General features: G+C 35.3%; 20 protein-coding genes. 7 read left to right on the top strand and 13 right to left on the bottom strand.

The window, feature by feature from the left end:
- Nucleotides 1-2: 2 nt before the first annotated feature.
- From NPX36_RS12375 to NPX36_RS12340, 8 genes are all read right to left on the bottom strand, one after another.
- On the bottom strand, nt 3-1,442 hold the full coding sequence (locus tag NPX36_RS12375) for a CCA tRNA nucleotidyltransferase (RefSeq protein ID WP_257499030.1): 1,440 nt from the start codon (nt 1,440-1,442) through the stop codon (nt 3-5).
- Complete coding sequence (locus NPX36_RS12370; RefSeq protein WP_257499029.1) at nt 1,442-2,011, bottom strand: L-threonylcarbamoyladenylate synthase; 570 nt, start codon at nt 2,009-2,011, stop codon at nt 1,442-1,444. The genes NPX36_RS12375 and NPX36_RS12370 overlap by 1 nt, the downstream gene beginning before the upstream one ends.
- Before the next feature lie 24 nt (nt 2,012-2,035).
- Complete coding sequence (locus tag NPX36_RS12365; protein ID WP_257499028.1) at nt 2,036-3,112, bottom strand: agmatinase family protein; 1,077 nt, start codon at nt 3,110-3,112, stop codon at nt 2,036-2,038.
- A gap of 62 nt (nt 3,113-3,174) precedes the next feature.
- The gene (gene kynU / locus NPX36_RS12360; protein ID WP_257499027.1) at nt 3,175-4,452 is read right to left on the bottom strand and encodes a kynureninase; all 1,278 of its coding nucleotides are present in this window, start codon (nt 4,450-4,452) and stop codon (nt 3,175-3,177) included.
- Nucleotides 4,453-4,534: 82 nt separating this feature from the next.
- Complete coding sequence (locus NPX36_RS12355; RefSeq protein ID WP_257499026.1) at nt 4,535-4,864, bottom strand: hypothetical protein; 330 nt, start codon at nt 4,862-4,864, stop codon at nt 4,535-4,537.
- Between the two features lie 107 nt (nt 4,865-4,971).
- Nucleotides 4,972-7,233 carry an aconitate hydratase gene (locus NPX36_RS12350; RefSeq protein WP_257499025.1) on the bottom strand — a complete coding sequence of 754 codons (2,262 nt, stop codon included), beginning with the start codon at nt 7,231-7,233 and terminating at the stop codon, nt 4,972-4,974.
- A gap of 271 nt (nt 7,234-7,504) precedes the next feature.
- Nucleotides 7,505-8,869 carry a peptidylprolyl isomerase gene (locus NPX36_RS12345; RefSeq protein WP_257499024.1) on the bottom strand — a complete coding sequence of 455 codons (1,365 nt, stop codon included), beginning with the start codon at nt 8,867-8,869 and terminating at the stop codon, nt 7,505-7,507.
- Nucleotides 8,870-8,940: 71 nt separating this feature from the next.
- Complete coding sequence (locus NPX36_RS12340) at nt 8,941-10,887, bottom strand: peptidylprolyl isomerase (protein ID WP_257499023.1); 1,947 nt, start codon at nt 10,885-10,887, stop codon at nt 8,941-8,943.
- Between the two features lie 132 nt (nt 10,888-11,019).
- Between NPX36_RS12340 and NPX36_RS12335 the strand changes: the two genes are divergently transcribed.
- Nucleotides 11,020-12,612 (top strand): peptide chain release factor 3, encoded by a 1,593-nt coding sequence (locus NPX36_RS12335; RefSeq protein ID WP_257499022.1) that lies wholly within the window; start codon nt 11,020-11,022, stop codon nt 12,610-12,612.
- A gap of 203 nt (nt 12,613-12,815) precedes the next feature.
- Here the strand turns inward: NPX36_RS12335 and NPX36_RS12330 are convergent, their stop codons facing one another.
- From NPX36_RS12330 to recR, 3 genes are all read right to left on the bottom strand, one after another.
- Nucleotides 12,816-13,322, bottom strand: a complete 507-nt coding sequence (locus tag NPX36_RS12330) for a GNAT family N-acetyltransferase (RefSeq protein WP_257499021.1) — start codon at nt 13,320-13,322, stop codon at nt 12,816-12,818.
- The gene (locus NPX36_RS12325) at nt 13,297-13,599 is read right to left on the bottom strand and encodes a type II toxin-antitoxin system TacA family antitoxin (RefSeq protein ID WP_257499020.1); all 303 of its coding nucleotides are present in this window, start codon (nt 13,597-13,599) and stop codon (nt 13,297-13,299) included. Before NPX36_RS12325 ends, NPX36_RS12330 begins: the two co-directional genes overlap by 26 nt.
- A gap of 419 nt (nt 13,600-14,018) precedes the next feature.
- Nucleotides 14,019-14,636, bottom strand: a complete 618-nt coding sequence (recR, locus tag NPX36_RS12320; protein ID WP_257499019.1) for a recombination mediator RecR — start codon at nt 14,634-14,636, stop codon at nt 14,019-14,021.
- A gap of 91 nt (nt 14,637-14,727) precedes the next feature.
- On the opposite strand from recR, the gene NPX36_RS12315 reads away from it, so the two are divergent.
- The 3 genes from NPX36_RS12315 to NPX36_RS12305 all read left to right on the top strand — a co-directional run bounded on the left by NPX36_RS12315 (nt 14,728) and on the right by NPX36_RS12305 (nt 17,625).
- On the top strand, nt 14,728-16,248 hold the full coding sequence (locus tag NPX36_RS12315; protein ID WP_257499018.1) for a sodium:solute symporter: 1,521 nt from the start codon (nt 14,728-14,730) through the stop codon (nt 16,246-16,248).
- On the top strand, nt 16,238-17,002 hold the full coding sequence (locus NPX36_RS12310) for a helix-turn-helix domain-containing protein (RefSeq protein ID WP_257499017.1): 765 nt from the start codon (nt 16,238-16,240) through the stop codon (nt 17,000-17,002). Before NPX36_RS12315 ends, NPX36_RS12310 begins: the two co-directional genes overlap by 11 nt.
- Before the next feature lie 233 nt (nt 17,003-17,235).
- Complete coding sequence (locus tag NPX36_RS12305) at nt 17,236-17,625, top strand: DUF1398 domain-containing protein (RefSeq protein ID WP_257499016.1); 390 nt, start codon at nt 17,236-17,238, stop codon at nt 17,623-17,625.
- 55 nt (nt 17,626-17,680) lie between these two features.
- On the opposite strand, the gene NPX36_RS12300 is transcribed toward NPX36_RS12305, so the two are convergent.
- The gene (locus NPX36_RS12300) at nt 17,681-18,043 is read right to left on the bottom strand and encodes a CoA-binding protein (protein WP_257499015.1); all 363 of its coding nucleotides are present in this window, start codon (nt 18,041-18,043) and stop codon (nt 17,681-17,683) included.
- A 54-nt stretch (nt 18,044-18,097) separates the two neighbouring features.
- Nucleotides 18,098-19,483, bottom strand: a complete 1,386-nt coding sequence (glmM, locus tag NPX36_RS12295; protein ID WP_257499014.1) for a phosphoglucosamine mutase — start codon at nt 19,481-19,483, stop codon at nt 18,098-18,100.
- Between the two features lie 32 nt (nt 19,484-19,515).
- On the opposite strand from glmM, the gene NPX36_RS12290 reads away from it, so the two are divergent.
- The 3 genes from NPX36_RS12290 to uvrA all read left to right on the top strand — a co-directional run bounded on the left by NPX36_RS12290 (nt 19,516) and on the right by uvrA (nt 24,962).
- Nucleotides 19,516-20,160 (top strand): acyl carrier protein phosphodiesterase, encoded by a 645-nt coding sequence (locus NPX36_RS12290; protein WP_257499013.1) that lies wholly within the window; start codon nt 19,516-19,518, stop codon nt 20,158-20,160.
- Nucleotides 20,161-20,195: 35 nt separating this feature from the next.
- Entirely contained in the window at nt 20,196-22,004 is a 1,809-nt protein-coding gene (locus tag NPX36_RS12285; protein WP_257499012.1) for a chloride channel protein, read from the top strand.
- Nucleotides 22,005-22,130: 126 nt separating this feature from the next.
- A complete protein-coding gene (uvrA, locus tag NPX36_RS12280) occupies nt 22,131-24,962 on the top strand; it encodes an excinuclease ABC subunit UvrA (RefSeq protein ID WP_257499010.1) in 2,832 nt (943 codons plus the stop codon).
- Nucleotides 24,963-25,032 lie beyond the last annotated feature (70 nt).

Raw genomic sequence — 25,032 nt, 5'->3', positions numbered from 1 at the left:
AATTATAACTTTGGATTAACGGGTTTTAACCCTAAACTATCTGCTTTTTTTACCATAAATTGATACGCCGCAGCATACTCATTTGCAATATCACCTTCCAAAATAGCCTCTTTAATGGCATCTTTTATTTGTCCGATTTCTCTTGAAGGCTTTAGATCGAAAATTTCCATTATTTCTTCGCCAGTAATGGGTGGCTGAAAATTGCGTACATGATCGCGTTCTTCAACTTCCACAATTTTATGGCGAACAATTTTAAAATTGTTATGGTATTTTTGAAACTTCTTTTGATTTTTCGTAGTAATATCTGCTTCGCACAAGGTTAACAAATTTTCCACATCTTCGCCTGCATCAAACACTAATCGGCGAACTGCCGAATCGGTGACTGTATCTTCTGCGATTACAATTGGTCGAGAACTCATCGCCACCATTTTTTGTACAAAACGCATTTTTTGGTTTAAAGGCATGTGCAAACGCTGAAAAATTCGCTTCACCATTTTACTGCCCAAAAATTCGTGCCCATGGAATGTCCAACCGTTCTTCTTATTGAATTTTTTGGTAGGTGCTTTTCCAATATCGTGCAACAAAGCAGCCCAACGCAGCCATAAATCATCCGTATTCGGACAAATATTATCAACCACTTCTAAGGTGTGGTAAAAGTTGTTTTTGTGTGTGTGACCTTCCACTTCTTCCACATTGTTTAAGGCAGTTAATTCAGGTAAAATCAAATCGAGTAACCCTGTTTTGTACAACAGTAAAAAGCCTGTAGATGGTTTATTGGTCAATAAAATTTTATGTAATTCTTCTACTATTCGCTCGCCCGAAATAATCTTTATACGATTGGCATTTTTTGCAATTGCATCCAGCGATTGTTCTTCAATGGTAAAATGTAACTGAGTGGCAAACCGCACGGCGCGCATCATTCGCAAGGGATCGTCAGAATAAGTGATATCTGGATCAAGTGGTGTGCGAATAATTTGATTTTGCAAATCGATCATTCCATCAAAAGGATCAACCAAATCACCAAAATGACTTTCGTTTAATGAAAAAGCCATGGCATTTATGGTAAAATCCCTACGGTTTTGATCGTCTTTAAGTGTTCCGTTTTCAACCAATGGATTTCTACTATCAGCTCGATATGACTCTTTTCGTGCGCCAACAAATTCAATATCAATATCATTAAAACGCAACATGGCTGTGCCATAATTTTTGAAAACTTGCACTTTGGGTTGGTGCGGTATCAGTTCCGAAACTTTCAAAGCCAAATCAATACCGCTGCCAACAGCCACAATATCAATATCTTTCTTAGAATTGCGTTGCAAAATGTAATCGCGTACAAATCCACCAATCACATAAGCATCTACCTTCAAAGCTTCGGCAGCTTGCTTTATTATTTCAAAAATGGGATTTTGTAAGGCTTCTTTATAATTGGATGAATGAATCATTATTTTCTTAAAATTTTTACTTGAGCATCATTTGTAAGTTTAATTACGGTTGATGATTTTTTACAGATTTTATCTTGATCTAATTGCACCACATAATCTACACCACTTATTATTTCCTGAGAGATTTCTGAAAACCGGGTAGGAGTGACATCGCCAGAAATATTAGCCGATGTGGAAACCAATGGACGCTTCATTCGCTCTACCAATTTGAAAACAAAAGGGGTATTTACAATGCGTATTCCTAATGAATTATCATCTGCAATCAGGTTTTTTTCTACATTTCTGGGCTCATCTAAAACTAAAGTTGTTGGTTTTTCGGCACAATCTAAAATATCAAAAGCCACTTGTGGAATGTTTTTAAAAACATGGTAAAGTAAGCGGTCGTTGTTCACCAAAACAATCATGCTTTTGCTTTCCTCACGCTTTTTAAGCTCGTAAATTTTCTTCACAGCTTCTTCGTTGGTTGCATCACAGCCCAATCCCCAAACAGTGTCGGTTGGATAAAGGATAATTCCTCCGTTTTTAATTACTTCAAATGCTTGATGTACTTCTTTATTAATGTCTTCCATAAAAAGGAATAAATTTAATTCTAATTAAAACTCAATCTTTTCGCCTACATTCATTCCTGAGTTTTTAGCAAAAACTCCACACAAATGAAACAATAAGCGTGCACCAACATTTCCGTCCCAATCATCTTCGCCTGGAGCAACTTCTACCAGATCAATTCCGATGATTTTTTTGTTTGAATTTGCTAATGCACTTAATAAATATGTGGCTTGTTCGTAAGCTAAACCACCCGGAACTGGTGTGCCTGTATTGGGGCAATACCAACGATAAAGAGCATCTATATCAAAGCTAATTGCAACATTTTCAGGTAACTGCGCTATTATTTCATTGCACTGATCCTGCCAAGTAGTTCCTGTGAATTGCTTTGCTTTTAAATCGGTATCAGTATATACTTTTACTTTGTTTGATTTTTTTACAACTTCTACTTCGCCTTCACTAAAATCACGAATGCCTACTTGCACTATTTTTTCTATTTGTGGCAATTTTATAGCATTATACATGATGGAAGCGTGCGAATAGGTAAAACCTTCGTAAGCTTCGCGCAAATCCATGTGGGCATCAAAGTGCAGAATACCAAAAAGGTCATTTTTACTAGCCAACGCTTCATAATAACCCATGGGCGTGGAATGATCGCCACCCAAAAGAATTACTTTCTTTCCTTGATTCATCCAATAAAGTGTGCGCTCTTTCACTTCTTGGTTGAATTGAGCCGATGCTTTATTAATTTTATCTAAATCTGCCTGTAGTTGTGGGAATGTTTCTATGGCTTCACCATTTTCTAATGCTTCAATAATTGGTTGGGCTAAATTTTTATATTTTTCGCTGTTTTCAATCCAATGTTGCGGCGCTTCGTCCATATAAATTCCTAGTTTCCATAAATCTGGAAATTCTTGATGCAGTAAATCAACTTGAAAGGACGCGTTTAAAATTGCTTCAGGTCCTTCGCTGGCACCACTTCCATAACTCACCGTTACTTCCCAAGGTGCTGGTAAAATGATTATTTCACTTTCGTGTGCTGTGAAAGGTAATCCATAAATAGATGCATCAGCCGAACCGGGTTGCGATGGATCAAAATTTTCGATTTTTTGTTGTTTAGTAAGCATTTTTTATTTCTTTTTATGCGTTACAAATATAAAAAAAGCCAGCGTAAAGCTGGCTAAATATATTAAGTTGTTTGTATTCCTTTTTTCAAAATTTGTCCAAAATGATACATATCTTCAAAGGTTGAATATAATGGCACCGGAGCTAAACGAATAACTGCTGGTTCACGCCAATCTACAATCACGCCTTCTTTCATTAAATAATGAAAAAGTTCTTTTCCTTCGCCGTGTAAAACCACAGAAAGCTGCGATCCTCGTTCTGCTTGATTTTTTGGAGTGATAATTTCTAAATTGGTATTGGTTTCTTTGGCTATTTCGTTTACGATAAATTCTAAATAAGCAGTTATTAAATTGCGCTTTTTTATAAGGGCATCCATACCTATTTCATCAAACATTTCAACAGATGCCAAGTAAGGTGCCATTGCCAAAACACCCGTACATGAACTTTGCCAACCCAATGCTCCTTCATTTGGCGTAAATTCAGGCTCCATTAAAAAACGACGTTCTTTATCGTGACCATACCATCCTCCAAAACGATTTAGATCAGGATTGTTGTGATGTTTTTCGTGTACGAAATATCCGGCAACGCTTCCTGGACCTGCATTCATGTATTTGTAACTACACCAACAAGCGAAATCTGCATTCCAATCGTGCAATTTGAGCTCGATATTTCCGGCAGCATGTGCCAAATCCCAACCTACTTTTGCCCCAACCGCATGACCAGCTCTTGTGATGTTTTCCATATCTAAAACCTGACCAGTGTAATAGTTAATGCCACCAATCAAAACAAGCGCCAATTCATCGCCTACTTCATTAATCTTAGCGATAATGTCTTCGTTGCGCAGATTGTGTTCACCCGCTCTGCGCTGTACTTCAACAATAGCATCTTTTGGATCGAAACCATGAAATTTAACTTGGGTTTGCAACATATACTGGTCGCTAGGAAAAGCTTTTTCTTCGCAAATAATTTTGAATCGGGTAGGTGTTGGGTTATAAAACGAAACCATCATCATGTGTAAATTCACAGTAAGGGTGTTCATTACAGAAACCTCACTAGGTTTTGCTCCCACGATTTTTGATAACGGATTTGAAAAACGCTCATGGTAATCCCACCATGGCTTTTGTGCATAAAAATGTCCTTCAACAGCCATATTTGCCCAATCATTCATCACTTCATCTACATATTTTTTGGCACGATTTGGCATTAATCCCAATGAATTTCCCGTAAAATAGATTGCTTTTTTTCCATTGACTTGTGGGAAAACAAATTCACTTTGGTATTTCTTTAATTCGTCTTGTGCATCTAAGGATTGTGCAAATTCTTTTGTATTTTGAAAGTTCATTATGTTGATTTTATTTTTAAAAGATAAATTTACTTATAATAAATGTGTTGAACAAAGTCTTTAGTACAGAATATTTATGTTCCTACTCATCATCTGGTTTTTCAACTTTTTTATCAATATTTTCATTTAAAAAAGGAACATAGATTCGTTCACTTTTTATTACAAGGATTAATGCTATAACTGCATGAAGAAACACACACGTGAGTAAGAATATAATTCTGCCTTTCCCAAAAACATCTTTATTGAAAAGAGTTTCGTAATGGTAGGCAACAAAGCAATATCCTACAAAAAGTAAGGTGTTGATAGTAATCACACGAAAAAATTTTTTGCGATTTGCCAACACAATAACAGTCACCAAAAAACAAATCATGGAAACTGCTACTACTGCGATAATTGCTTCTAAAAAAGTCATATATAAAAATGTAGGGTAAATATCGGTTATTTTTTAGATATTTTAAAACAAAAATCCGACCAATTATGTGAATTAGTCGGATTTTTTATGTGTGTATTTTCAAGAAATTATTTTCCTGCTGCAATTAAATTTAATGCAGAACCTGCTTTAAACCACTCAATTTGGCTGTCGTTATAGGTATGATTTGCCATGATGATGTCTTTAGAACCGTCTGCATGAACGAATTCTAAAGTTAATTGTTTTCCTGGAGCAAATTCGGTTAAATCTAAAAAGTTGATGGTATCGTCTTCTTGAATTTTATCGTAATCAGCTTCGTTTGCAAATGTCAATGCCAACATACCTTGTTTTTTAAGGTTGGTTTCGTGGATACGAGCAAACGATTTTACTAGAACTGCTTTTACACCTAAGTGGCGAGGTTCCATTGCAGCGTGCTCACGCGATGATCCTTCACCGTAGTTTTGATCACCCACTACGATTGATGGAATTCCTGCGGCTTTGTATTGACGTTGAACCGCTGGAACTTCTGCATATTCACCTGTTAATTGATTTTTAACAAGGTTTGCTTTTCCGTTAAACGCATTTTCTGCACCAATTAGCATATTGTTTGAAATATTGTCTAAGTGTCCGCGGAAACGCAACCATGGTCCTGCCATTGAAATGTGGTCGGTGGTACATTTTCCGAAAGCTTTGATTAACAATTTAGCTCCTGTAATATTTTGACCGTTCCAAGGTTGGAAAGGTTCTAACAATTGTAAACGAGATGAATCTGGACTCACCACTACATTTACGCTAGACCCGTCTGCTGCTGGCGCTTGATAACCTGCGTCTTCCACATCGAAACCTTTTGTTGGTAATTCATCGCCAAATGGCGGTTTAAACATTACCTCTTCGCCATTATCGTTTAGCAATTTATCGGTAATTGGGTTAAAATCTAATCGACCCGAAATTGCCAATGCTGCAACCATTTCTGGAGAAGTTACAAAGGCATGCGTATTTGGATTTCCATCGGCACGTTTAGAGAAGTTACGGTTAAAAGAGTGTACAATAGTGTTTTTCTCACCTTTGTCTGCTCCTTCACGATCCCATTGCCCAATACAAGGTCCACAAGCATTTGTAAATACTTTTGTTCCCATTTTTTCAAAGGCAGCAATCATACCGTCTCTTTCAATGGTGTATCGAATTTGTTCAGAACCTGGGTTGATACCAAACTCGGCTTTTGGTGTAATGCCAAGTTCCACAGCTTGGTTAACGATTGAAACTGCACGCGACATATCTTCATAAGAAGAGTTGGTACATGAACCGATTAATCCCCATTCTACTTTTACCGGCCAATCATTTTTAGCGGCTTCTTCTTTCATTTTTGATACAGGTGTTCCTCTATCTGGAGTGAAAGGTCCGTTGATATATGGTTCTAATTCTGATAAATTAATTTCGATTAATTGGTCAAAATATTGCTCTGGGTTTGCATATACTTCTGCATCGGCAGTTAAGTATGAAGCTACTTTATCAGCTGCTTCAACCACATCTGCACGACCGGTAGCTGTTAAATATCTTCTCATGGAATCATCATACCCAAAGGTAGATGTAGTAGCACCAATTTCGGCACCCATATTACAAATGGTTCCTTTACCTGTACAAGACATTGAAAGTGCGCCTTCGCCAAAATATTCAACAATAGCACCTGTTCCACCTTTAACGGTTAAAATATCAGCAACTTTTAAGATAACATCTTTTGGAGCTGTCCATCCGTTTAATTTTCCTGTTAATTTTACTCCGATAAGTTTAGGAAACTTTAATTCCCAAGCCATACCGCTCATTACATCAACTGCATCTGCACCACCCACACCAATAGCAAGCATTCCTAAACCACCTGCGTTTACTGTGTGAGAATCGGTTCCGATCATCATACCGCCAGGGAATGCATAGTTTTCTAAAACAATTTGGTGGATGATTCCAGCACCTGGTTTCCAGAAGCCAATACCGTATTTATTGGAAACAGATGAAAGGAAATCAAAAACCTCTTTTGATTGGTTGTTTGCTACAGCTAAATCTTTTTCTGCACCTACTTTTGCTTGAATTAAGTGATCACAGTGAACGGTTGTTGGTACTGCCACTTGTTCTTTACCGGCATGCATAAACTGCAATAAAGCCATTTGGGCAGTAGCGTCTTGACATGCTACACGATCTGGAGCAAAATCTACATAATCTTTTGCTCTTTCAAATTTTTGTGAAGGTGTTCCTTCCCATAAATGAGAATATAAAATCTTTTCTGAAAGTGTTAGCGGACGACCTACTAATTCGCGTGCTTTGTCAACACGTGCAGGCATGTTTTCGTACACTTTTTTAATCATTTCAATATCAAAAGCCATACTTTATAAATTGTGTTTAGTTATTTAATGTTTAATTTTTACAAAAATACAAAATTCAATTTGAATTAAAAAATTTTTAATAAATTCATCAATTATAAGAATTATTATTTATAATTATTCTATTTTAGTGTTTTTAAGTCAATATTTTAATAAACTGCATATCATTATCTAAAAAAAATAATTGTTTTTTTGCTATATAGATACATTTCTTTTCAAATATCTGCTAAATAATCAAAAAGCCCTTCATAGAGAAGAGCTTTTTGTGTGCATATTATCTGTTTTTAAGCCAATTGCTTTTAAAGTTGCAGTTTTGATAATCATCATTAATATAGATATAGGTATCTTTTATATGATCTGCTATCCATTTTCCAATCACCTCGTTTTGTTTTGATTTAAGTGCCACATAACGTATTTGCATATAATCTTTTGAAAAATCAGCAAGGTGTTGGGGTATTTTATTGGTTATTTGAACAATTCGGTAGTATTGTTTGTCTGTGGGATCAGTTACCAAAGTGTTGTTTGAAATTTCACCTACTTTTAAATTTGAAACCATTTCATACAACATTCTGTCTTCCATTTTATTCAATTCAAATCGAGATTCTCCCGAACGATCTAATAAAATTCCACCGCTTTGTTTGGTTTCTTTTTGTTCTGAATATTGACGAGCTGCATCGGCAAAGGTGATTTCTTTGTTTAAAATACGAATGCGCAACTCATCTAAAGTGGTTTTTGCTTTTTCTAATGCTTCTGCGGTTGGTTTTGGTTTTATTAATATATGGCGAAGTTCTAAATCTTTCCCTTTAATTTTTTCTAATAAAATAATGTGATACCCGTGTTCTGTTTCGAAAGGTTTTGATATTTCGCCTTCTCTTAATGAAAAAGCCACATCTTTAAATTCTTTTACAAATTGCGTTTTTTTGTCGATGGTATATAAACCACCTGTTTGTATAGATCCTTTGTCTTCAGAATACATATACACTTTGCTGGCAAACGACGAGCCGTCTATAACGTCTTGACGGATTTCATTGAGCTTATCAATAACTGCTTGGCGCTGTTCTTTTGTGATTTCGGGTTTTATAACAATTTCTGCCATTTCTATTTGATCGCCCACCATTGGCAATGAATCTTTTGGGATTTTATTGTAAAACTGGCGAATCTCTTCTGGGGTAATGGTTACTTCTTTTATCAACTTATCTTGCATACGCGATGCCAAAAGATTTTCTTTTGTAATGTCGAAAAACGTTTCTCTTAATTCTTCATAGCTTTTTTTGTTGTAAAACTGCACCACATTATCAATTGAACCTGCTTGTTCAACCATACGGTCGATTTGTCCATCCATATAACTATTCACTTCCTCATCTGTCAACACAATACTGTCTTGAATGGCTTGGTGTGTGAACAATTTATTTTCTAAAAGTGTTCCCAAAAGTTCACAGCGGGTTAGTTTAGCAGTATCGTAGCCGGTTGCTTTTGCTTGGATGAGGGTATTGTTTATATCAGAATCTAAAATAACGTAGTTACCTACAACACCCACAACGCCATCGATACGCTTTTTGGTTGCTTGTTGTGCCTGTACGCTTACAAAACTAACAACAGCCAAAACTGTCATTAAAATGTTTTTAAGAAATAATTTCATATTTGTGTATTAATTTTTACAAACTGCAACAAAGATACATAGCTACAGCAAACTTTTGTCTATTTTTAATTTTAATTAAGATTTTTTTTGTTGTATTTAGTTTTTAATTGATTCAAAACAGCTTGATTGGCGTGTATTGATGCTTTTTCTTTTAATTGCTCATTGAACTGTTTTTCGAATAATGCTTGGTAGTCTGTGATTACTTTGCTTTTCACTTCTTCAAATGCAGGTTCATAGCTGTCTTTTTTATCGCGCAAATAAAAAACATAGTACAAATTGTTCCATTTTATTACCTTTTTTCCTAATGAATTAAAATCTAAATTTTCGGGTAAACGTTTGTCATTTCTATAAAATCGCCCTTGGTATTTATAAACCATCGGAAAATCGGCTTCTTTAACTGTATAATTGTTCTTTAATAATTTATGATAGGTTTTAGCATCAGATTTATTGTTGAAAACATAAACTTCCCCAATAAAATGCGCAGGTTGCGTGTAATTAGATTGGTGCTGTTCAAAATAATTTTGAAGTGCTACGGTATCATTTGCAGTTACGTTCCAAATCTTTTCCTCTAATAAATCAAATAACATTAAACCTTCTTTATACTCATGTAAAGTGTGTGCAAACTCAGGAAAATTACGTTCCAAATTACTGTTGTAGGTTTCTTTTAATTTTTGAAGCGTATAAAAATTAAATGCTTTTTTCACAAGCAATTCATCGGTTGGTGTGGCTGCGTATTTGTTTGGAAACGAATAAATATGGTCCAAAATATTTTTTACCGTAATTTGATTATCTGTAAAAACAGCTACCACACTTTCGGTTTCTTTTGTTTGTTCCACTTTTGGTTGGTTCATTAATTCGGTTCGATTTAAAAGCGATACGGTTTTCGATAGATTTTCTGTGTTTACTTTAAATTGATACAATTCTTTTAAATGATCCATTAAGTCTTTTTCCAGCACTTTTGAGCGTTCGTCTGACTTTATTTTTCGGAGAAAGTTAGCCTTTAAATCTTCTTCTTCGGGCTGTTCTTTGATATCGGTGACTGCAACGATGTGCCATCCATACTGACTTGCAAACGGTTTTGAATAGGCATCTTTAAAATTTAACTCATATAAAATATCCGAAATACCATCAATATTGAGCGTTCCTTCGTTATAAATACCCAAATCACCTCCGTTGTCTCGCGTGTGAATATCTTCCGAGAAATGAAAAGCAACATCAAAAAAAGAATCACCAACTTCTAAACGTTTGTAGATTTCGTTGATTTTCTTTTGAGCATCGCCTTGTTCTTTATCTTTTGTTTCAACTAAAATATGTGCAATTCGCTTTGTTTTTGGAGCAGGTCTTTTTTTATGAACTTTAATTAAATGGAAACCAAATTTCGTTCGAATCGGCATTGAAACAGCTCCAACTGGTGTGTTATAGGCGCCGCTTTCAAACGGATAAACCATTTTAAAAACACTAAAATAACCCAAATTACCTTTGTTGTGTTTTGCACTTAAATCATTGGAATAGACAACAGCGGCATCTTCAAATGGTAATCCTTTTAAAATTTCGCTTCTAACAGCAATAGCTTGGTTATAAGCTTTTAAGGTATCTGCAGGTACAGCAAATTCATCAACAGTAATTAAAATGTGCGAGGCGTTTACTTCCCATTTATTTCGCTCTAAAGCTTCATCCAATAAACGGTTTAATTCTTTTTCGTTTATAAAATATTTTTCTGCCAATTCCTTTCGGTACATTGCAAATTCTTGTTGCACTTTTGGTGATTGATCAATTCCCAAGCTGTATGCGTGTTGCAAACGCAATTTATAGGTTTTATACAATTCAAAATAATTGTCGATGTCTTTTTGAGATTCATCCGCAATTACATCGATATTTTTATTGTACAAACGCTCAAAATCAGCAACAGTGTATATACTGTCGTTAATTGTAACCAAAACATCGGTTGGTTTTTGCGCATACATAAAGGTTGAAAAAGAAAAAAGAAGAAAAAGAAAATTTTTTTTTATACGCTTCATTACCATTTTTGATTGTTTGCGCAAAGTTAAACTTTTTTGCGATAGAACATAAAACGATTACAAAAACCAACGCTTTATTTGTTTTAAAATACCACAATAAAATCCTATTTTTGCACCTTTAAAGAAATTAAAATGAGTTTTAAAGACGAAATTTTACGCAGAAGAACCTTTGGTGTTATTGCCCATCCCGATGCCGGTAAAACCACCCTAACCGAAAAATTGCTTTTATTTGGTGGTGCTATTCAAGAAGCAGGTGCGGTAAAAAGCAATAAAATTAAGAAAGGAGCTACATCCGATTTTATGGAAATTGAGCGTCAAAGAGGAATTTCGGTGGCAACATCGGTGCTTGCGTTTAATTATAAAAATAAGAAAATCAACATTTTAGATACACCCGGACATAAAGATTTTGCCGAAGATACTTTTAGAACACTCACAGCCGTAGATTCGGTTATAGTGGTGATCGATGTTGCAAAAGGGGTAGAAGAGCAAACCGAAAAATTGGTTGAAGTTTGTAGAATGCGCAATATTCCAATGATTGTGTTTATTAACAAATTAGACCGTGAAGGAAAAGATGCATTTGATTTGCTGGATGAAGTAGAACAAAAATTAGGATTAAAAGTAACGCCGTTGTCGTTCCCAATTGGTATGGGTTACGATTTTCAGGGAATTTATAACATCTGGGAAAAGAACATTAATTTGTTTAGTGAAGACAGCCGCAAAAATATCGATGATGTAATTACAATTGATGATTTAGAAGACAAAGCTTTAGATCAATTGGTTGGTGAAAAACCCGCTGCAAAATTGCGGGAAGAACTGGAATTGGTTGCTGAAGTATATCCAGAATTTAACCGGGAAGATTATATAAAGGGCGATTTACAACCTGTTTTCTTTGGATCTGCTTTAAATAATTTCGGAGTGCGGGAATTGTTAGATTGCTTTATAGAAATTGCGCCATCGCCCCGAGCAAAAGATTCAGATACCCGAACCGTGCTTCCTGATGAAAATAAATTCGCAGGTTTTGTATTTAAGATTCACGCCAATATGGATCCAAAACACCGTGACCGTCTAGCGTTTATCAAGATTGTTTCGGGAACTTTTGAACGCAACAAGCCATACACACATGTTCGTTTGGGTAAGAATTTAAAATTTTCAAGTCCGAATGCGTTTTTTGCCGAAAAGAAAGAAATTGTTGATATTTCATACGCCGGAGATATTGTGGGATTGCATGATACCGGAAACTTTAAAATCGGCGATACGCTAACTGAAGGGGAATTGATGAATTTCCGTGGGATACCATCGTTCTCACCCGAGCATTTTCGATATATTAACAATGCCGATCCAATGAAATCAAAACAATTGGAAAAAGGAATTGACCAATTGATGGATGAAGGAGTGGCACAGTTGTTTACCCTTGAATTAAACGGCCGAAAAGTAATTGGAACCGTTGGTGCGCTGCAATATGAAGTTATTCAATACCGTTTAGAACATGAATACGGTGCAAAATGTACTTACGAAAATTTCCCAGCTTTTAAAGCATGTTGGGTGCGACCGGAAGACCCTAAAAACGAAGAGTTTGCCGAATTTAAACGTGTAAAACAAAAATTCTTAGCAAAAGACAAATCGGGACAATTGGTTTTCCTAGCCGATTCTGAATTTTCTATTCAAATGACCCAAAGTAAATATCCAACCGTAAAACTAGACTACGTTTCCGAACGAATTTTATAACATAAAAAAATCAATCCAAATTTGGGTTGATTTTTTTTATATTTACTTTAAAGAATCAATTAATGAAAACATTTTTACTGGTAATCTTGTTATTTTCGAATAATTCTATTTATTCTTAAAAAAGGTTCAGTTTTATATATTTAATTAATTGAAAATTCTTTGGGATTAAAATGCGGAGTCTATAATAAGACTCTGCATTTTATTTAAATATCTTTAAATAAATCTTTTATTGTCTTCATAGGTAAAAACATTTTACCAGAAGTGGGTAGTAAAATGAATCCATATTGAGTATAAAATCCTATTGCTTTTTCATCAATTGGGTCAACCACCACCGCTAAGATTCCCATGTTTTTTGAAATTTGTAAACTCGTTTTTAAAGCGTCTAATAAAAGTGCTTCTCCTAATCTTTTTCCTTTGATAGATTGATCAATTGCTAATCTTCCTAAAAGTATAGTTGGAATTTCAACATAACTCGGTGGTAGCTTTTTAATTAGATCATCTTCAAATTCCTCTCTTTTAATAGAATTAGCAGATAAAGTGTAATATCCTTTGATAATATCATCATCTTCTAATAATACATAACAAGCCGACAAATCACGATTTACATCTTGTTTTGCTTGCTTTTTAATGTAATTGTCTAAAAGTTCATATCCACATGAGAATTTCGTCTTTTCATACTTTTTTTCAAGGAGTACTATTTTTAACGCCATTTGATTCAATAAAATTTAAATAATTTAATTGAGCCTTTTTAAGTTTTGCATTGGGTTTTTGTGGGTTTAATATTGCATTCAAAAAAACTTTTTTATCCTCAATACTCTTAAGTATTTGATTGTTTTCAATAATGATCTTATTTGCTTCATTATTTATACAGAAAACAACAAATTCACTAAGACTTTTAAAACCTTTCAATTCACTTGCAAACTTAATCAACTCCTTTTGTTCTGTGCTAATTCGAACATCAATTCTGTCATTAACTAAAGTTGCCATAATCATATATTTATTTGTTATTTTTTTAGTCCTTGTTTTTTAGTCCTTGTTTTTTAATCCTTGTTTTTTAGTCCTTGTTTTTTAATCCTTGTTTTTTAATCCTTGTTTTTTAGTCCTTGTTTTTTAGTCCTTGTTTTTTAGTCCTTGTTTTTTAGTGCTTTTTTTTAGTCCTTGTTTTTAATGTGACAGTTTAAATTAAAAACGAATTAGCAATACAAATGTACGTTTAAAACACGTACAAAAAAAATATTTTATTGTTTTATAAAAATATATTTGTGAAATTGTAAGTAATGACATTCTTAATGTTGAAACAAACGATCCTAATTTTAGTTTAGAAGAAGTAAAAGAGCATGAAATAAAGGCTATTGAAATTTTGGATAGAGATATAAAATCTAGCCAAAGATATAAATAATACTAATCTAAATCTTCAAACTACTTTCAAAAGGTACGCGGTGTATTAAACTTCTACCCAAAGTAACCTCGTCTGCATATTGCAGCTCGTCGCCAACGGCAATTCCGCGTGCAATGGTCGATGTGGTGATATTAAAATCTTTAATCTGTTTGTAAATATAAAAATTGGTGGTGTCGCCTTCCATGGTAGAACTCAGTGCAAAAATAATTTCTTTCACACCACCATTTTTCGCTTTGTCAATCAATGTTTTAATATTTAATTGACTGGGACCAACGCCATCAATTGGAGAAATTTTTCCACCTAAAACATGATAAATTCCTTTGTAAAGCTGGGTGTTTTCTAGTGCCATTACATCACGAACATCTTCCACCACACAAATTATGGAATGATCGCGCGATGGTTTTTCACAAATTTCACACAATTGCGTATCCGAAATAGCATGACAACTTTTACAGTATTTAATTTCGTTTCGCAATAAATCTAACGATGTGGTTAGCGCAGTTGTGTGTGCTATCGGCTGGCGCAGCAAATGCAAAACCAAACGCAAAGCAGTACGCTTACCAATGCCTGGTAATTGTGCCATTTCGTTTACTGCGTTTTCTAATAATTTCGAAGGAAAATCCATACTGCAAAAGTAGTAATTTTTTTGAAAGAAAATTATGGCGCGATTTGTTTCAGCTATCATAAAATAGTTATTTTTGATAAAATTTAAACCAATGACTCCAACTGTAATTTTAACCATTTTAGTTTTATATTTTGCTGTTTTAATAGGAATATCTCGTTTTGTGAGCCGAAAAGACAGTAGTAATTCGGCTTTTTTCTCTGCCAATAAAAATTCTAAATGGTATTTAGTGGCTTTTGGAATGATTGGAACCGCACTTTCAGGCGTTACCTTTATATCGGTGCCTGGTGAAGTAGGTGCGCCAAGTGGTGAACAATTCAAGTATTTTCAATTTGTTTTGGGAAACGCTGTTGGTTTTATAATCACGGCTACGGTGCTTTTACCTTTATATTATCGGTTGCAGTTGGTTTCTATTTACGAATATTTTGAAAAGCGATTGGGTTTTTACAGTTACAAAACCGCAGCGGCTATTTTTTTGGTGAGTAGAACCATTGGATCGGCTTTTAGATTGTATTTGGTGGTGATTGTTTTTCAGCGATTTGTGTTTGATGCTTTTGGAATTCCTTTTGCGTTAACAGGCATTATTTCGTTGGCATTGATTTATGCTTACACTTATAAATCGGGCTTAAAAGCCATCATTATTACCGATACGCTGCAAACTTTTTTCTTGGTGAGTTCGGTTATTTTAACCATTATATTTATATGTTCTAGTTTAGATTTGAACGCCATTGAAGCTTTTGAAACAGTGAAAAACAGCAGTTACAGCAAAATTTTCTTTTGGGAAGATTTCATGGGCAGTAAATTTCATTTTGCAAAGCAATTTTTGGGAGGAATGTTTGTAACCATTGCCATGACTGGTTTAGATCAAGATTTAATGCAGAAAAATTTAAGTTGTGCTACTATTAAAGATGCGCAAAAAAATATGTTTACGTTTACCGGCATTTTTGTGTTGATTAATATCTTTTTCTTGGGAGTTGGTGCGCTGCTTTACATTTATGCCGATGCCAATGGCGTGCAAGTGCCTGCGGATTTGATTACCGGAAAGCCCCGAACCGATTTATTATTCCCTGAAATAGCTTTTCACCATTTGGCATTATTGCCTGCAGTAGTCTTTTTATTGGGATTGATTGCTGCCACATTTGCCACAACCGATTCTGCTTTAACAGCATTAACCACCTCTTTTTGTATTGATTTTTTAGGGATGGATAAACCTGAAAATGTTCATAAACCAAAAAACATAAAGGTTCGGAAAATGGTTCATTTTGTTTTTTGCTTGATTATGTTCGGAGTTATTGTGCTTTTTAATGCCATAAATGATGCATCGGTTGTAAGCATGATTTTTAGAATAGCGTCTTACACATACGGTCCTTTGTTGGGATTATTTACTTTTGGGATTTTCTTTAAAAGCAGAACGGTACACGATCAATGGGTGCCACTGATTTGTTTGACCGCTCCGTTTATTACACTTTTAATTAGTAATTATTCTGCTACTTTTTTAAATGGATATGTTTTTGATAACGAATTGATTATAGTAAATGCAGGCATTACCGTGCTGTTGCTTTTGGCAATAAGCAAAAAGCTTACTAAAACGGTTTTTGAAACTAATGAAATTTGATAAGTACATTCCCACGCATCAATTACAACCCTACATTAAGTGTTTTGTGGTGTCGGAAAATGAAGACGAAAGTGCCTACAAAGTTTTTCCCACTACGGGAATGGTGGTTGGATTTCAGTACAAAGGACAACTTACCACCATCAAAAACAATGAAGAACGTACGCTGAATTCTGCCGGAATTACTGGCATTACCGATGGTTACAATATCTTTAAAAATTCGGCAAGGATTGGAACTATATTGGTGTACTTTACCGAAATTGGTTTTACGCATTTTGCTTCGCATCCTGCCAATGAATTGTTCAATTTGAGTATTTCTTTGGATGAAATTTTTGATAAAAACAAGGTGTCTGAAGTGGAAGAACGATTGACCATTGCTACCACTGACCAACAAAGAATAACTATTGTGGAAGCGTTTTTACTTTCCCAATTTAAAGACATTGAAACCGACCAATTAATTGTTCAGGCGGTTCAAATGATTTATCAAAGCAATGGAACGATACGCATAAAAGAATTGAACCATAGGTTATTGATTAGTCAAAGTGCTTTTGAAAAGCGTTTTAGAAAAGTGGTGGGAACAAGTGCCAAGAAATTTGCTTCAATTGTTCGATTCCATTCAGTTTTGAATCAGTTGGATGGTTCCAAATCTTTATCTGAAATTTGTTATGAAAACAATTTCTTTGATCAGGCGCATTTCATTAAACATTTTAAACAATTTACGGGCGATACACCAGAAAACTTTAAAAGGTTTTTGTGAGAAACACCGGCTTGCGTGAGGGATTGAGGCATTTGTTTGAGCTCTTTTTTGTGGAACGGAGTGGAACAAAAAAAGCGAGTGCCGAAAGCCCGACCCCGGCGAACAAATTTTTTTTTTTACTGAAATTTTCTTTGCGCCGGGGGCACGCCCAAAAAATAAAAAAAAAACGATTTTTTACAATGAAGCTAGCTTTAAAGGATGCAACTTTGCATAGAAATTAAAAATAGAGAAAAATGTTTACAGTAGAACAAATTATGGCAGCGCACAGTAAGGTGCAATCGGGTGCGGATTTTCCGGCTTATATTCAGGATTTGAAAGGTTTAGGGGTGACGTATTACGAAACTTTTGTGACCGATGGGCATACCGATTATTTCGGGGCAAATGATTATAAAACTTCGACGGAAGCAAAATACAATGCTTTTGTGATTGCTGATGCCTCGAATATGGAACAATTTGTTGCTGATTTAAAAGCACACCAGCAAGGAAAAACCGATTATCCAACTTTTTGTAGTGACTGTGCAAAGTCGGGCATTGAAAAATGGGCGGTTTGCATGGAAAAAATGACGTGCACGTATTTTGACAAAGCAGATAATGAAGTGTTGGTAGAAGCGATTCCTCAATAAAAGATACCTTTTTTGATAAAAAAACCGAGTCTAAATAAGGCTCGGTTTTGTGTTTTTAATATTTATTGATACTTAAAAGAACCAATGTGCATGTTTCTTCGTAAGCAATTCCTGCATGGGTGAGTTTTTCCTGAAACTCTTTATTTTCGGTTCCCGGGTTAAAAATCACTCGGCGCGGATGCAGGTTTAAAATATATTCATAAAAAGGTTTTTGGTTGGTAGGATTCAGGTAAAGCGTTACGGTATCGATATCGTCATAAGGAATCAATTCTTTATGAATGGGAACTCCGTTTACTTCGCCGGTTCTGTTACCAAAAGCTTTTACTTTGTACTTGTGGTTTAATAATTTTTTTATCGCCATGTTGGAATACCGCTGCTCATTTTCTGATGCGCCCATGACTAATGTATATTCTTTCATAGTAAATTGTTTGTAACTAAGTTACCACTTTTTTACTTAAAAAGCTATTAAAAATTAACCAACTACTTCTTGAATTTCTTGTAAAATTTTTTGTGCCAAATCATCGGCTGCTTGCTGTGATGGTGCTTCGGTATAAATTCGAATAATGGGTTCGGTATTCGATTTTCGCAAATGCACCCATGAATCAGCTAAATCGATTTTTACACCGTCAATGGTACTGATTTTTTCATTGGCATATCGTTTTTGCATTTCTTCTAAAATAGCATCTACATTGATTTCAGGTGTTAATTCAATTTTGTTTTTACTCATGAAATAAGCCGGGTACGATGCTCTTAAAGCCGCCACATCTAAATCTTGTTTTGCCAAATGTGTTAAAAACAAAGCTACACCAACCAAAGCATCACGTCCATAATGAATTTCAGGATAAATGATGCCACCGTTTCCTTCGCCACCAATTATGGCATTGTTTTTCTTCATTAATTCTACCACATTTACTTCGCCAACTGCCGATGCTTCATAGATTCCGTTGTGCTTTTCGGTAATATCTTTCAACGCGCGAGAAGACGACATATTAGAAACCGTGTTGCCCGGAGTTTTACTCAACACATAATCGGCAACGGCAACCAAGGTATATTCTTCTCCAAACATTTCGCCGTTGTTGCTGATAAAAGCCAAACGATCCACATCCGGATCAACCACAATACCAAAATCGGCGTTTTCTTTTACAACCAATTCGCAGATATCGGTTAAATGTTCTTTTAACGGTTCTGGATTGTGCGGAAAATGTCCGTTTGGTTCACAATACAATTCCACCACTTCAACGCCCATTTTCTTCAATAAAGCAGGAATTACAATTCCGCCCGAAGAATTTACACCATCAACAACTACCTTGAATTTTTTACTTTTAACAGCTTCTACATCAACTAATTTTAGGTTTAAAACTTCATCGATATGTTTGTCCATATAATCAGTAATTTCGGTAATAGTTCCCAACGAATCCACATCGGCAAAATCAAAACTGTCCGATTCTGCAATTTCTAAAATCAAAGCACCTTCGGCTCCGCTTAAAAATTCGCCTTTGTTGTTTAATAATTTCAGTGCATTCCATTGTTTTGGATTGTGCGATGCCGTTAGAATAATTCCACCATCAGCTTTTTCCAAAGGAACAGTTACTTCAACAGTTGGTGTGGTAGATAAGCCTAAATCAATCACATTAATACCTAACCCTACCAACGTTTGCATAACCAATTGGTGAATCATTGGACCCGAAATACGGGCATCTCGACCAATTACAACGGTTAATTTATCTTTTTGTAAACTGTTTTTAAGAAATGTTCCGTAAGCCGATGCGAATTTTACGGCATCGATCGGAGTTAAATTTTCGCCCACGTTACCGCCAATGGTACCGCGAATCCCGGAAATAGATTTTATTAAGGTCATTTATTTACATTTTTTAACAAACAAATATAAGAATGATTATATTAGATAAGTACAATTTACGCTATTTTTATATCATGAATTTTTTAGCACACATCTATTTATCGGGAACGAACGAACGCATACAGATTGGCAATTTTATGGGCGATGGTATTCGTGGTAAAGATTATAAAAATTATCACAATGATATTCAAATTGGGGTTTTGTTGCACCGGTCTATTGATAGTTTTACCGATTTTCATCCGATTTTTCGTCAATCAAAACACAGATTGGTTCCAAAATACAATCACTTTTCGGGAATTATTATCGATATGTTTTATGATCATTTTCTGGCAAAAGAATGGAAAATGTATCACCACGAAGATTTGCAGGTTTTTACCCAAAAATTCTATCAAAGTCTGGAAAATCATCAAGACGAATTAAACCTGAAAACAAAACAATTACTTCCTTATTTAACACATCAAAACTGGCTGGAACGCTATGCACATTTAACCGATTTACAGCAGATTTTGCAACAAATGGACAATCGTTTCGCCATGAAATCGAACATGAGCGAATCTGTGGACGACTTACATACTTTTTATGATGATTTTCAGAGCGAATTTCACTTGTTTTTTAAGGATTTAATGATTCATTCAGAAAAAGAGTTGCAACGCCTTGTAAACGAATTTAAAAAATGATTGTCTTTTAATTTTTAGTGCGTTACTTTTGCAACATGGATGCAGTGAAAAACGGAAATACAAGGTTTAGAAAAGCTTTTAGATATATAGAAGGAATTGTTTATTTGCTGAAAACAATCATTTCAGATAGGCAATTTTTGTATCTATCATGCGTTTTGGTTGGTGTTTCTTCTGCATTAGCGGTAATTTTATTAAAGTCATTTTCACATGGTGTTTTTAAGCTAGCCACTTATTTGGATACGCTTTATAAACTTCCTTTTTCAAACAGTATTTTACCAGTAGTTGGTATTTTACTTACTGTTTTTGTAATTCGAAAATTTTTAGATGGTTCTCTTGAAAAGGGAACAAGTCAAATCATGATTGCCGTGGCAAAACGCTCTGGTTTTATGCCGCGCAAACAAATGTATGCACAGATTATAACCAGTTCATTAACGGTTGGTTTGGGTGGATCTGCCGGATTAGAATCGCCCATAACCATTACAGGAGCTGCTTTTGGATCGAACTATGCACAAAATTTCCGTTTTAATTATAAAGATCGAACCTTGCTTTTGGCTTGCGGGGTGGCTGCCGGAATTGCAGCGGCCTTTAATGCACCCATAGCAGGTGTGCTTTTTGCTATTGAAGTAATTTTGGCGGATATGAGTGTCACTGCTTTTATACCATTGATGATTTCTTCGGCAACTGGAGCAATTGTTTCGGCAGTGGTTTTAAAAGAAAGTATCTTATTACACTTTAAAGAGCAATTAACGTTCGACTATTCCAACACATTTTATTATGTTATTCTCGGTGTTATTTGCGGTTTATTTGCCTTATATCATGCCCGAATGTTTAGAAAAATTGAACATTTAACAGCAAATTTGCCATACAAACCCTACCGCAAAGCATTGGTTGGCGCTTTAATGTTGGCCGTTTTAATTTTTCTGTTTCCCACACTTTTTGGGGAAGGATATGAAAGTATTAAATCGCTGGCAAATAATAGTGCTGAAAATGTACTCGACAATTCTTTAATCGAACGCTTTAATGAAAACAAATGGGTGGTTTTTGCTTTTGTATTGTTCACCCTGTTTTTTAAAAGTATAGCCACAGGATTAACGCTTGGTGCGGGCGGAAACGGTGGTAATTTTGCGCCATCGCTTTTTGCGGGATCTTATTTGGGCTTTTGCTTCGCAAAATTTTTTGAATTGATTGGTTTCAAAGAAATGCCTATAACCAATTTCACGGTTGTGGGTATGGCAGGTCTTTTAAGTGGTTTGTTTCACTCGCCCCTAACAGCCATTTTCCTGATTGCAGAAATTACGGGTGGCTATGGTTTAATGGTTCCTTTGTTAATTGTTTCTTCAATCAGTTTTGCCATTTCTAAACATTATGATAAACATTCCATGGATATTTATACCCTTGCAGATAAAGGCATGGTGTTTACATCAGATAAAGACAAAAATATTTTAAACAAAATTGAACTGCACACCATTTACAATAATTCGGTTGAAACCTTAACAACAGCCGATACCATGTATCAAGCAAAAACAATATTTTTAGCTACCGGACAAACTTTTATACCCATTGTAAACGAAGATCAAACCATCGAAGGTATCATCTATTTGAATGATGTGCGCCATATCTTATTTAACCAATATCAATTAGGAGCTGCGGCCATTTCGGAAGAAATGAAACCGGCTTTTTCAGTTTCATTGTCAGAAAACACAGGCAATGTGATTAAAATTATCGATGACCAACACCTTTCTGAAATATTGGTTACTCAAAATAACAAATTAGTGGGATATGTTACCAAAGTGAAAATTTTAGAGGTTTACCGTGAAAATCTAAAAGATTTAAGAATTGAGTAGATTATTCTAATTAGTGTATTTGAATCAATAAAATCTGTACATCTTTGGCAGAAATAAAATCATTTTACCAATGCATTAATATTTTAAAAGCAAAGCAATTTGTATATTTGCACTTTGACTTTTTATATGCAAAATACCGATGATAATATACAGGTTTTGGGCGCACGCGTTCACAACCTAAAAAATATAGATGTTACCATTCCCCGCGAAAAACTAGTTGTTATTACTGGCTTGTCGGGTTCTGGAAAATCGTCTTTGGCATTCGATACCATTTATGCCGAAGGTCAACGCCGATATATTGAAACATTTGCTTCGTATGCACGACAATTTTTAGGTGGTTTGGAACGCCCAGATGTGGATAAAATCGACGGACTTTCGCCGGTTATTGCCATTGAACAAAAAACAGTTAACAAAAATCCCCGATCAACTGTTGGAACCATTACCGAAATTTACGATTTCATTCGTTTGTTGTTTGCAAGGGCTTCTGATGCTTATTCTTATGAAACAGGCGAAAAAATGGTCAGCTATTCCGATGAACAAATTTTAGATTTAATCATTGAAAACTACAGCGGACAACGAATCAATATACTATCGCCCGTAATTCGTTCGCGAAAAGGACACTACCGCGAGTTGTTTGAACAAATTGCCAAACAAGGTTTTGTGAAAGTGCGTATTGATGGTGAAATTCGCGATATTGTTCCGGCAATGCGTTTAGACAGGTACAAAACCCACGATATAGAAATTGTAATTGACCGTTTGGCCATTGACGACACCGATGATACAAAAAAACGATTGGCAGAAAGCATTAAAACAGCCATGTATCATGGCGATGATATTTTAATGGTGCTTCCACATGAAAGCGAAAATTCCCGTTTTTTTAGTCGTCATTTAATGTGTCCCAGCTCAGGAATTTCGTATCCTATTCCTGAACCAAACAGTTTTTCGTTCAACTCACCCAAAGGTGCTTGTCCGGTTTGTAATGGTTTGGGAACGATTAATGAAATCAACCTAAAAAAAATCATACCAAATAATGAGCTTTCTATTAAATCTGGAGGTTTACTGCCTATTGGCGAGCAAAAAAGCAGCTGGATTTTTAAACAATTAGAACTTATTGCCCAACGCTACGATTTTAAACTTTCAGACCCTATCAAAAACATCCCAAAAGAAGGTTTGGATATGATATTAAACGGAGGAAAGGAAAGCTTTTCTGTATCATCGAAAATTTTGGGTATCACTAAAGATTATAAAATAGATTTTGAAGGAATATCAAACTTTATTAAAAATCAGTTCAATGATGCACCAACCGCAGCAATCAAAAGATGGGCGGGAGATTTTATGGACGAAATTACGTGTCCGGAATGTAACGGTTCGCGCTTGCGAAAAGAATCATTGAATTTCAAAATCCATAACCAAAATATTGCCGATTTAGCTTTAATGGATTTGGATCAATTAGGCGAATGGTTTGGCGATTTAAACAATCATCTGAGCAGCAAACAGCAAATGATTGCCGGTGAAGTGGTGAAAGAAATCGTTACGCGTTTATCTTTTTTGCTCGATGTGGGTTTAAATTATCTTACATTGAACCGATCTTCAAAAACCCTTTCAGGGGGCGAAGCACAACGCATTCGTTTGGCAACGCAAATTGGTTCGCAGTTAGTCGGAGTGCTTTATATTTTAGATGAACCTAGTATTGGGTTGCACCAACGCGATAATGAAAAACTAATTACGTCTTTAAAACAATTGCGCGATGTGGGCAATTCGGTTTTGGTGGTAGAACATGACAAAGATATGATTGTGGAAGCCGATTATGTAATTGATATTGGACCTAAAGCAGGTGCAAACGGCGGACAAATCATTAGTGCAGGCACTCCAAAACAACTTTTAAAAGAACAAACCATTACGGCGCAATACCTGAACGGAAAACTAGAAATTCCTATTCCAGAAAAAAGACGAAAAGGCAATGGAAACAAACTAAAACTTACTGGCGCAAAAGGGAATAATTTAAAAAATGTTTCGGTAGAATTTCCTTTGGGGACTTTAATTTGCGTGGCAGGCGTGTCGGGTTCGGGGAAATCTACGTTGATAAACGAAACCCTTTATCCCATTTTAAACGAACATTTTTTTAATGCGGTTAAAGTGCCCCAACCTTATGATAAAATAAAAGGTTTAGAGCATATCGACAAAGTAATTGGTATTGATCAAAGTCCGATTGGAAGAACACCGCGTTCCAATCCGGCTACTTATACCGAAGTTTTCACCGAAATTCGTGCATTGTTTACCAAAACGCCAGAAGCAAGCATTCGGGGGTACAAACCCGGACGATTTAGTTTTAACGTGAAAGGTGGCCGTTGCGAAACCTGTGAAGGATCTGGCTTGCGAACAATTGAAATGGGCTTTTTACCTGATGTGTATGTGGAATGCGAAACTTGTCAAGGCAAACGTTTTAATCGCGAAACATTGGAAATTCGTTACAAAGGAAAATCAATCGCCGATATTTTGGATATGACCATTGATGAAAGCGTACATTTCTTTGAAAATATTCCAAAAATATATCGAAAAGTAAAAACCATTCAAGATGTAGGCTTGGGCTATTTAACCTTAGGGCAACAAAGCACCACACTTTCAGGTGGGGAAGCACAACGTATAAAATTAGCAAGTGAATTGTCTAAAAAAGATACCGGAAATACGTTTTATATTTTAGACGAACCCACCACCGGTTTACACTTTGAAGACATTCGCGTGTTAATGGAAGTTTTGCAACAGTTGGTTGATAAAGGAAATACTGTTTTGATAATTGAACACAATTTAGATGTGATTAAAATGGCCGATTACATTATTGACATTGGTCCCGAAGGCGGAAAAAATGGGGGAGAAGTAGTAGCAAAAGGAACACCAGAGCAAGTTGCTAAAAGCAAAAAAAGCCATACTGCACGTTTTTTAAAGAAAGAATTAAGTTAGAAATATAGGTATCGATTTTAGAATCAAAAAACCTAAAACAGATATTAAACGTTAAACAAATCAAACAAAA

Origin of the sequence: Paenimyroides aestuarii (assembly GCF_024628805.1) — a bacterium.
Lineage (GTDB): Bacteria > Bacteroidota > Bacteroidia > Flavobacteriales > Flavobacteriaceae > Flavobacterium > Flavobacterium aestuarii_A.
Note: the sequence above shows the minus strand (reverse complement) of the source record. Positions and strands in the feature narration are given on the sequence as shown.

What these genes read in the sequence shown, in the direction of transcription:
- NPX36_RS12375 (WP_257499030.1), bottom strand. Translation starts at nt 1,442, where the DNA reads ATGATTCATTCATCCAATTATAAAGAAGCCTTACAAAATCCCATTTTT.
- NPX36_RS12370 (WP_257499029.1), bottom strand. Translation starts at nt 2,011, where the DNA reads ATGGAAGACATTAATAAAGAAGTACATCAAGCATTTGAAGTAATTAAA.
- NPX36_RS12365 (WP_257499028.1), bottom strand. Translation starts at nt 3,112, where the DNA reads ATGCTTACTAAACAACAAAAAATCGAAAATTTTGATCCATCGCAACCC.
- kynU (WP_257499027.1), bottom strand. Translation starts at nt 4,452, where the DNA reads ATGAACTTTCAAAATACAAAAGAATTTGCACAATCCTTAGATGCACAA.
- NPX36_RS12355 (WP_257499026.1), bottom strand. Translation starts at nt 4,864, where the DNA reads ATGACTTTTTTAGAAGCAATTATCGCAGTAGTAGCAGTTTCCATGATT.
- NPX36_RS12350 (WP_257499025.1), bottom strand. Translation starts at nt 7,233, where the DNA reads ATGGCTTTTGATATTGAAATGATTAAAAAAGTGTACGAAAACATGCCT.
- NPX36_RS12345 (WP_257499024.1), bottom strand. Translation starts at nt 8,869, where the DNA reads ATGAAATTATTTCTTAAAAACATTTTAATGACAGTTTTGGCTGTTGTT.
- NPX36_RS12340 (WP_257499023.1), bottom strand. Translation starts at nt 10,887, where the DNA reads ATGAAGCGTATAAAAAAAAATTTTCTTTTTCTTCTTTTTTCTTTTTCA.
- NPX36_RS12335 (WP_257499022.1), top strand. Translation starts at nt 11,020, where the DNA reads ATGAGTTTTAAAGACGAAATTTTACGCAGAAGAACCTTTGGTGTTATT.
- NPX36_RS12330 (WP_257499021.1), bottom strand. Translation starts at nt 13,322, where the DNA reads ATGGCGTTAAAAATAGTACTCCTTGAAAAAAAGTATGAAAAGACGAAA.
- NPX36_RS12325 (WP_257499020.1), bottom strand. Translation starts at nt 13,599, where the DNA reads ATGGCAACTTTAGTTAATGACAGAATTGATGTTCGAATTAGCACAGAA.
- recR (WP_257499019.1), bottom strand. Translation starts at nt 14,636, where the DNA reads ATGGATTTTCCTTCGAAATTATTAGAAAACGCAGTAAACGAAATGGCA.
- NPX36_RS12315 (WP_257499018.1), top strand. Translation starts at nt 14,728, where the DNA reads ATGACTCCAACTGTAATTTTAACCATTTTAGTTTTATATTTTGCTGTT.
- NPX36_RS12310 (WP_257499017.1), top strand. Translation starts at nt 16,238, where the DNA reads ATGAAATTTGATAAGTACATTCCCACGCATCAATTACAACCCTACATT.
- NPX36_RS12305 (WP_257499016.1), top strand. Translation starts at nt 17,236, where the DNA reads ATGTTTACAGTAGAACAAATTATGGCAGCGCACAGTAAGGTGCAATCG.
- NPX36_RS12300 (WP_257499015.1), bottom strand. Translation starts at nt 18,043, where the DNA reads ATGAAAGAATATACATTAGTCATGGGCGCATCAGAAAATGAGCAGCGG.
- glmM (WP_257499014.1), bottom strand. Translation starts at nt 19,483, where the DNA reads ATGACCTTAATAAAATCTATTTCCGGGATTCGCGGTACCATTGGCGGT.
- NPX36_RS12290 (WP_257499013.1), top strand. Translation starts at nt 19,516, where the DNA reads ATGATTATATTAGATAAGTACAATTTACGCTATTTTTATATCATGAAT.
- NPX36_RS12285 (WP_257499012.1), top strand. Translation starts at nt 20,196, where the DNA reads ATGGATGCAGTGAAAAACGGAAATACAAGGTTTAGAAAAGCTTTTAGA.
- uvrA (WP_257499010.1), top strand. Translation starts at nt 22,131, where the DNA reads ATGCAAAATACCGATGATAATATACAGGTTTTGGGCGCACGCGTTCAC.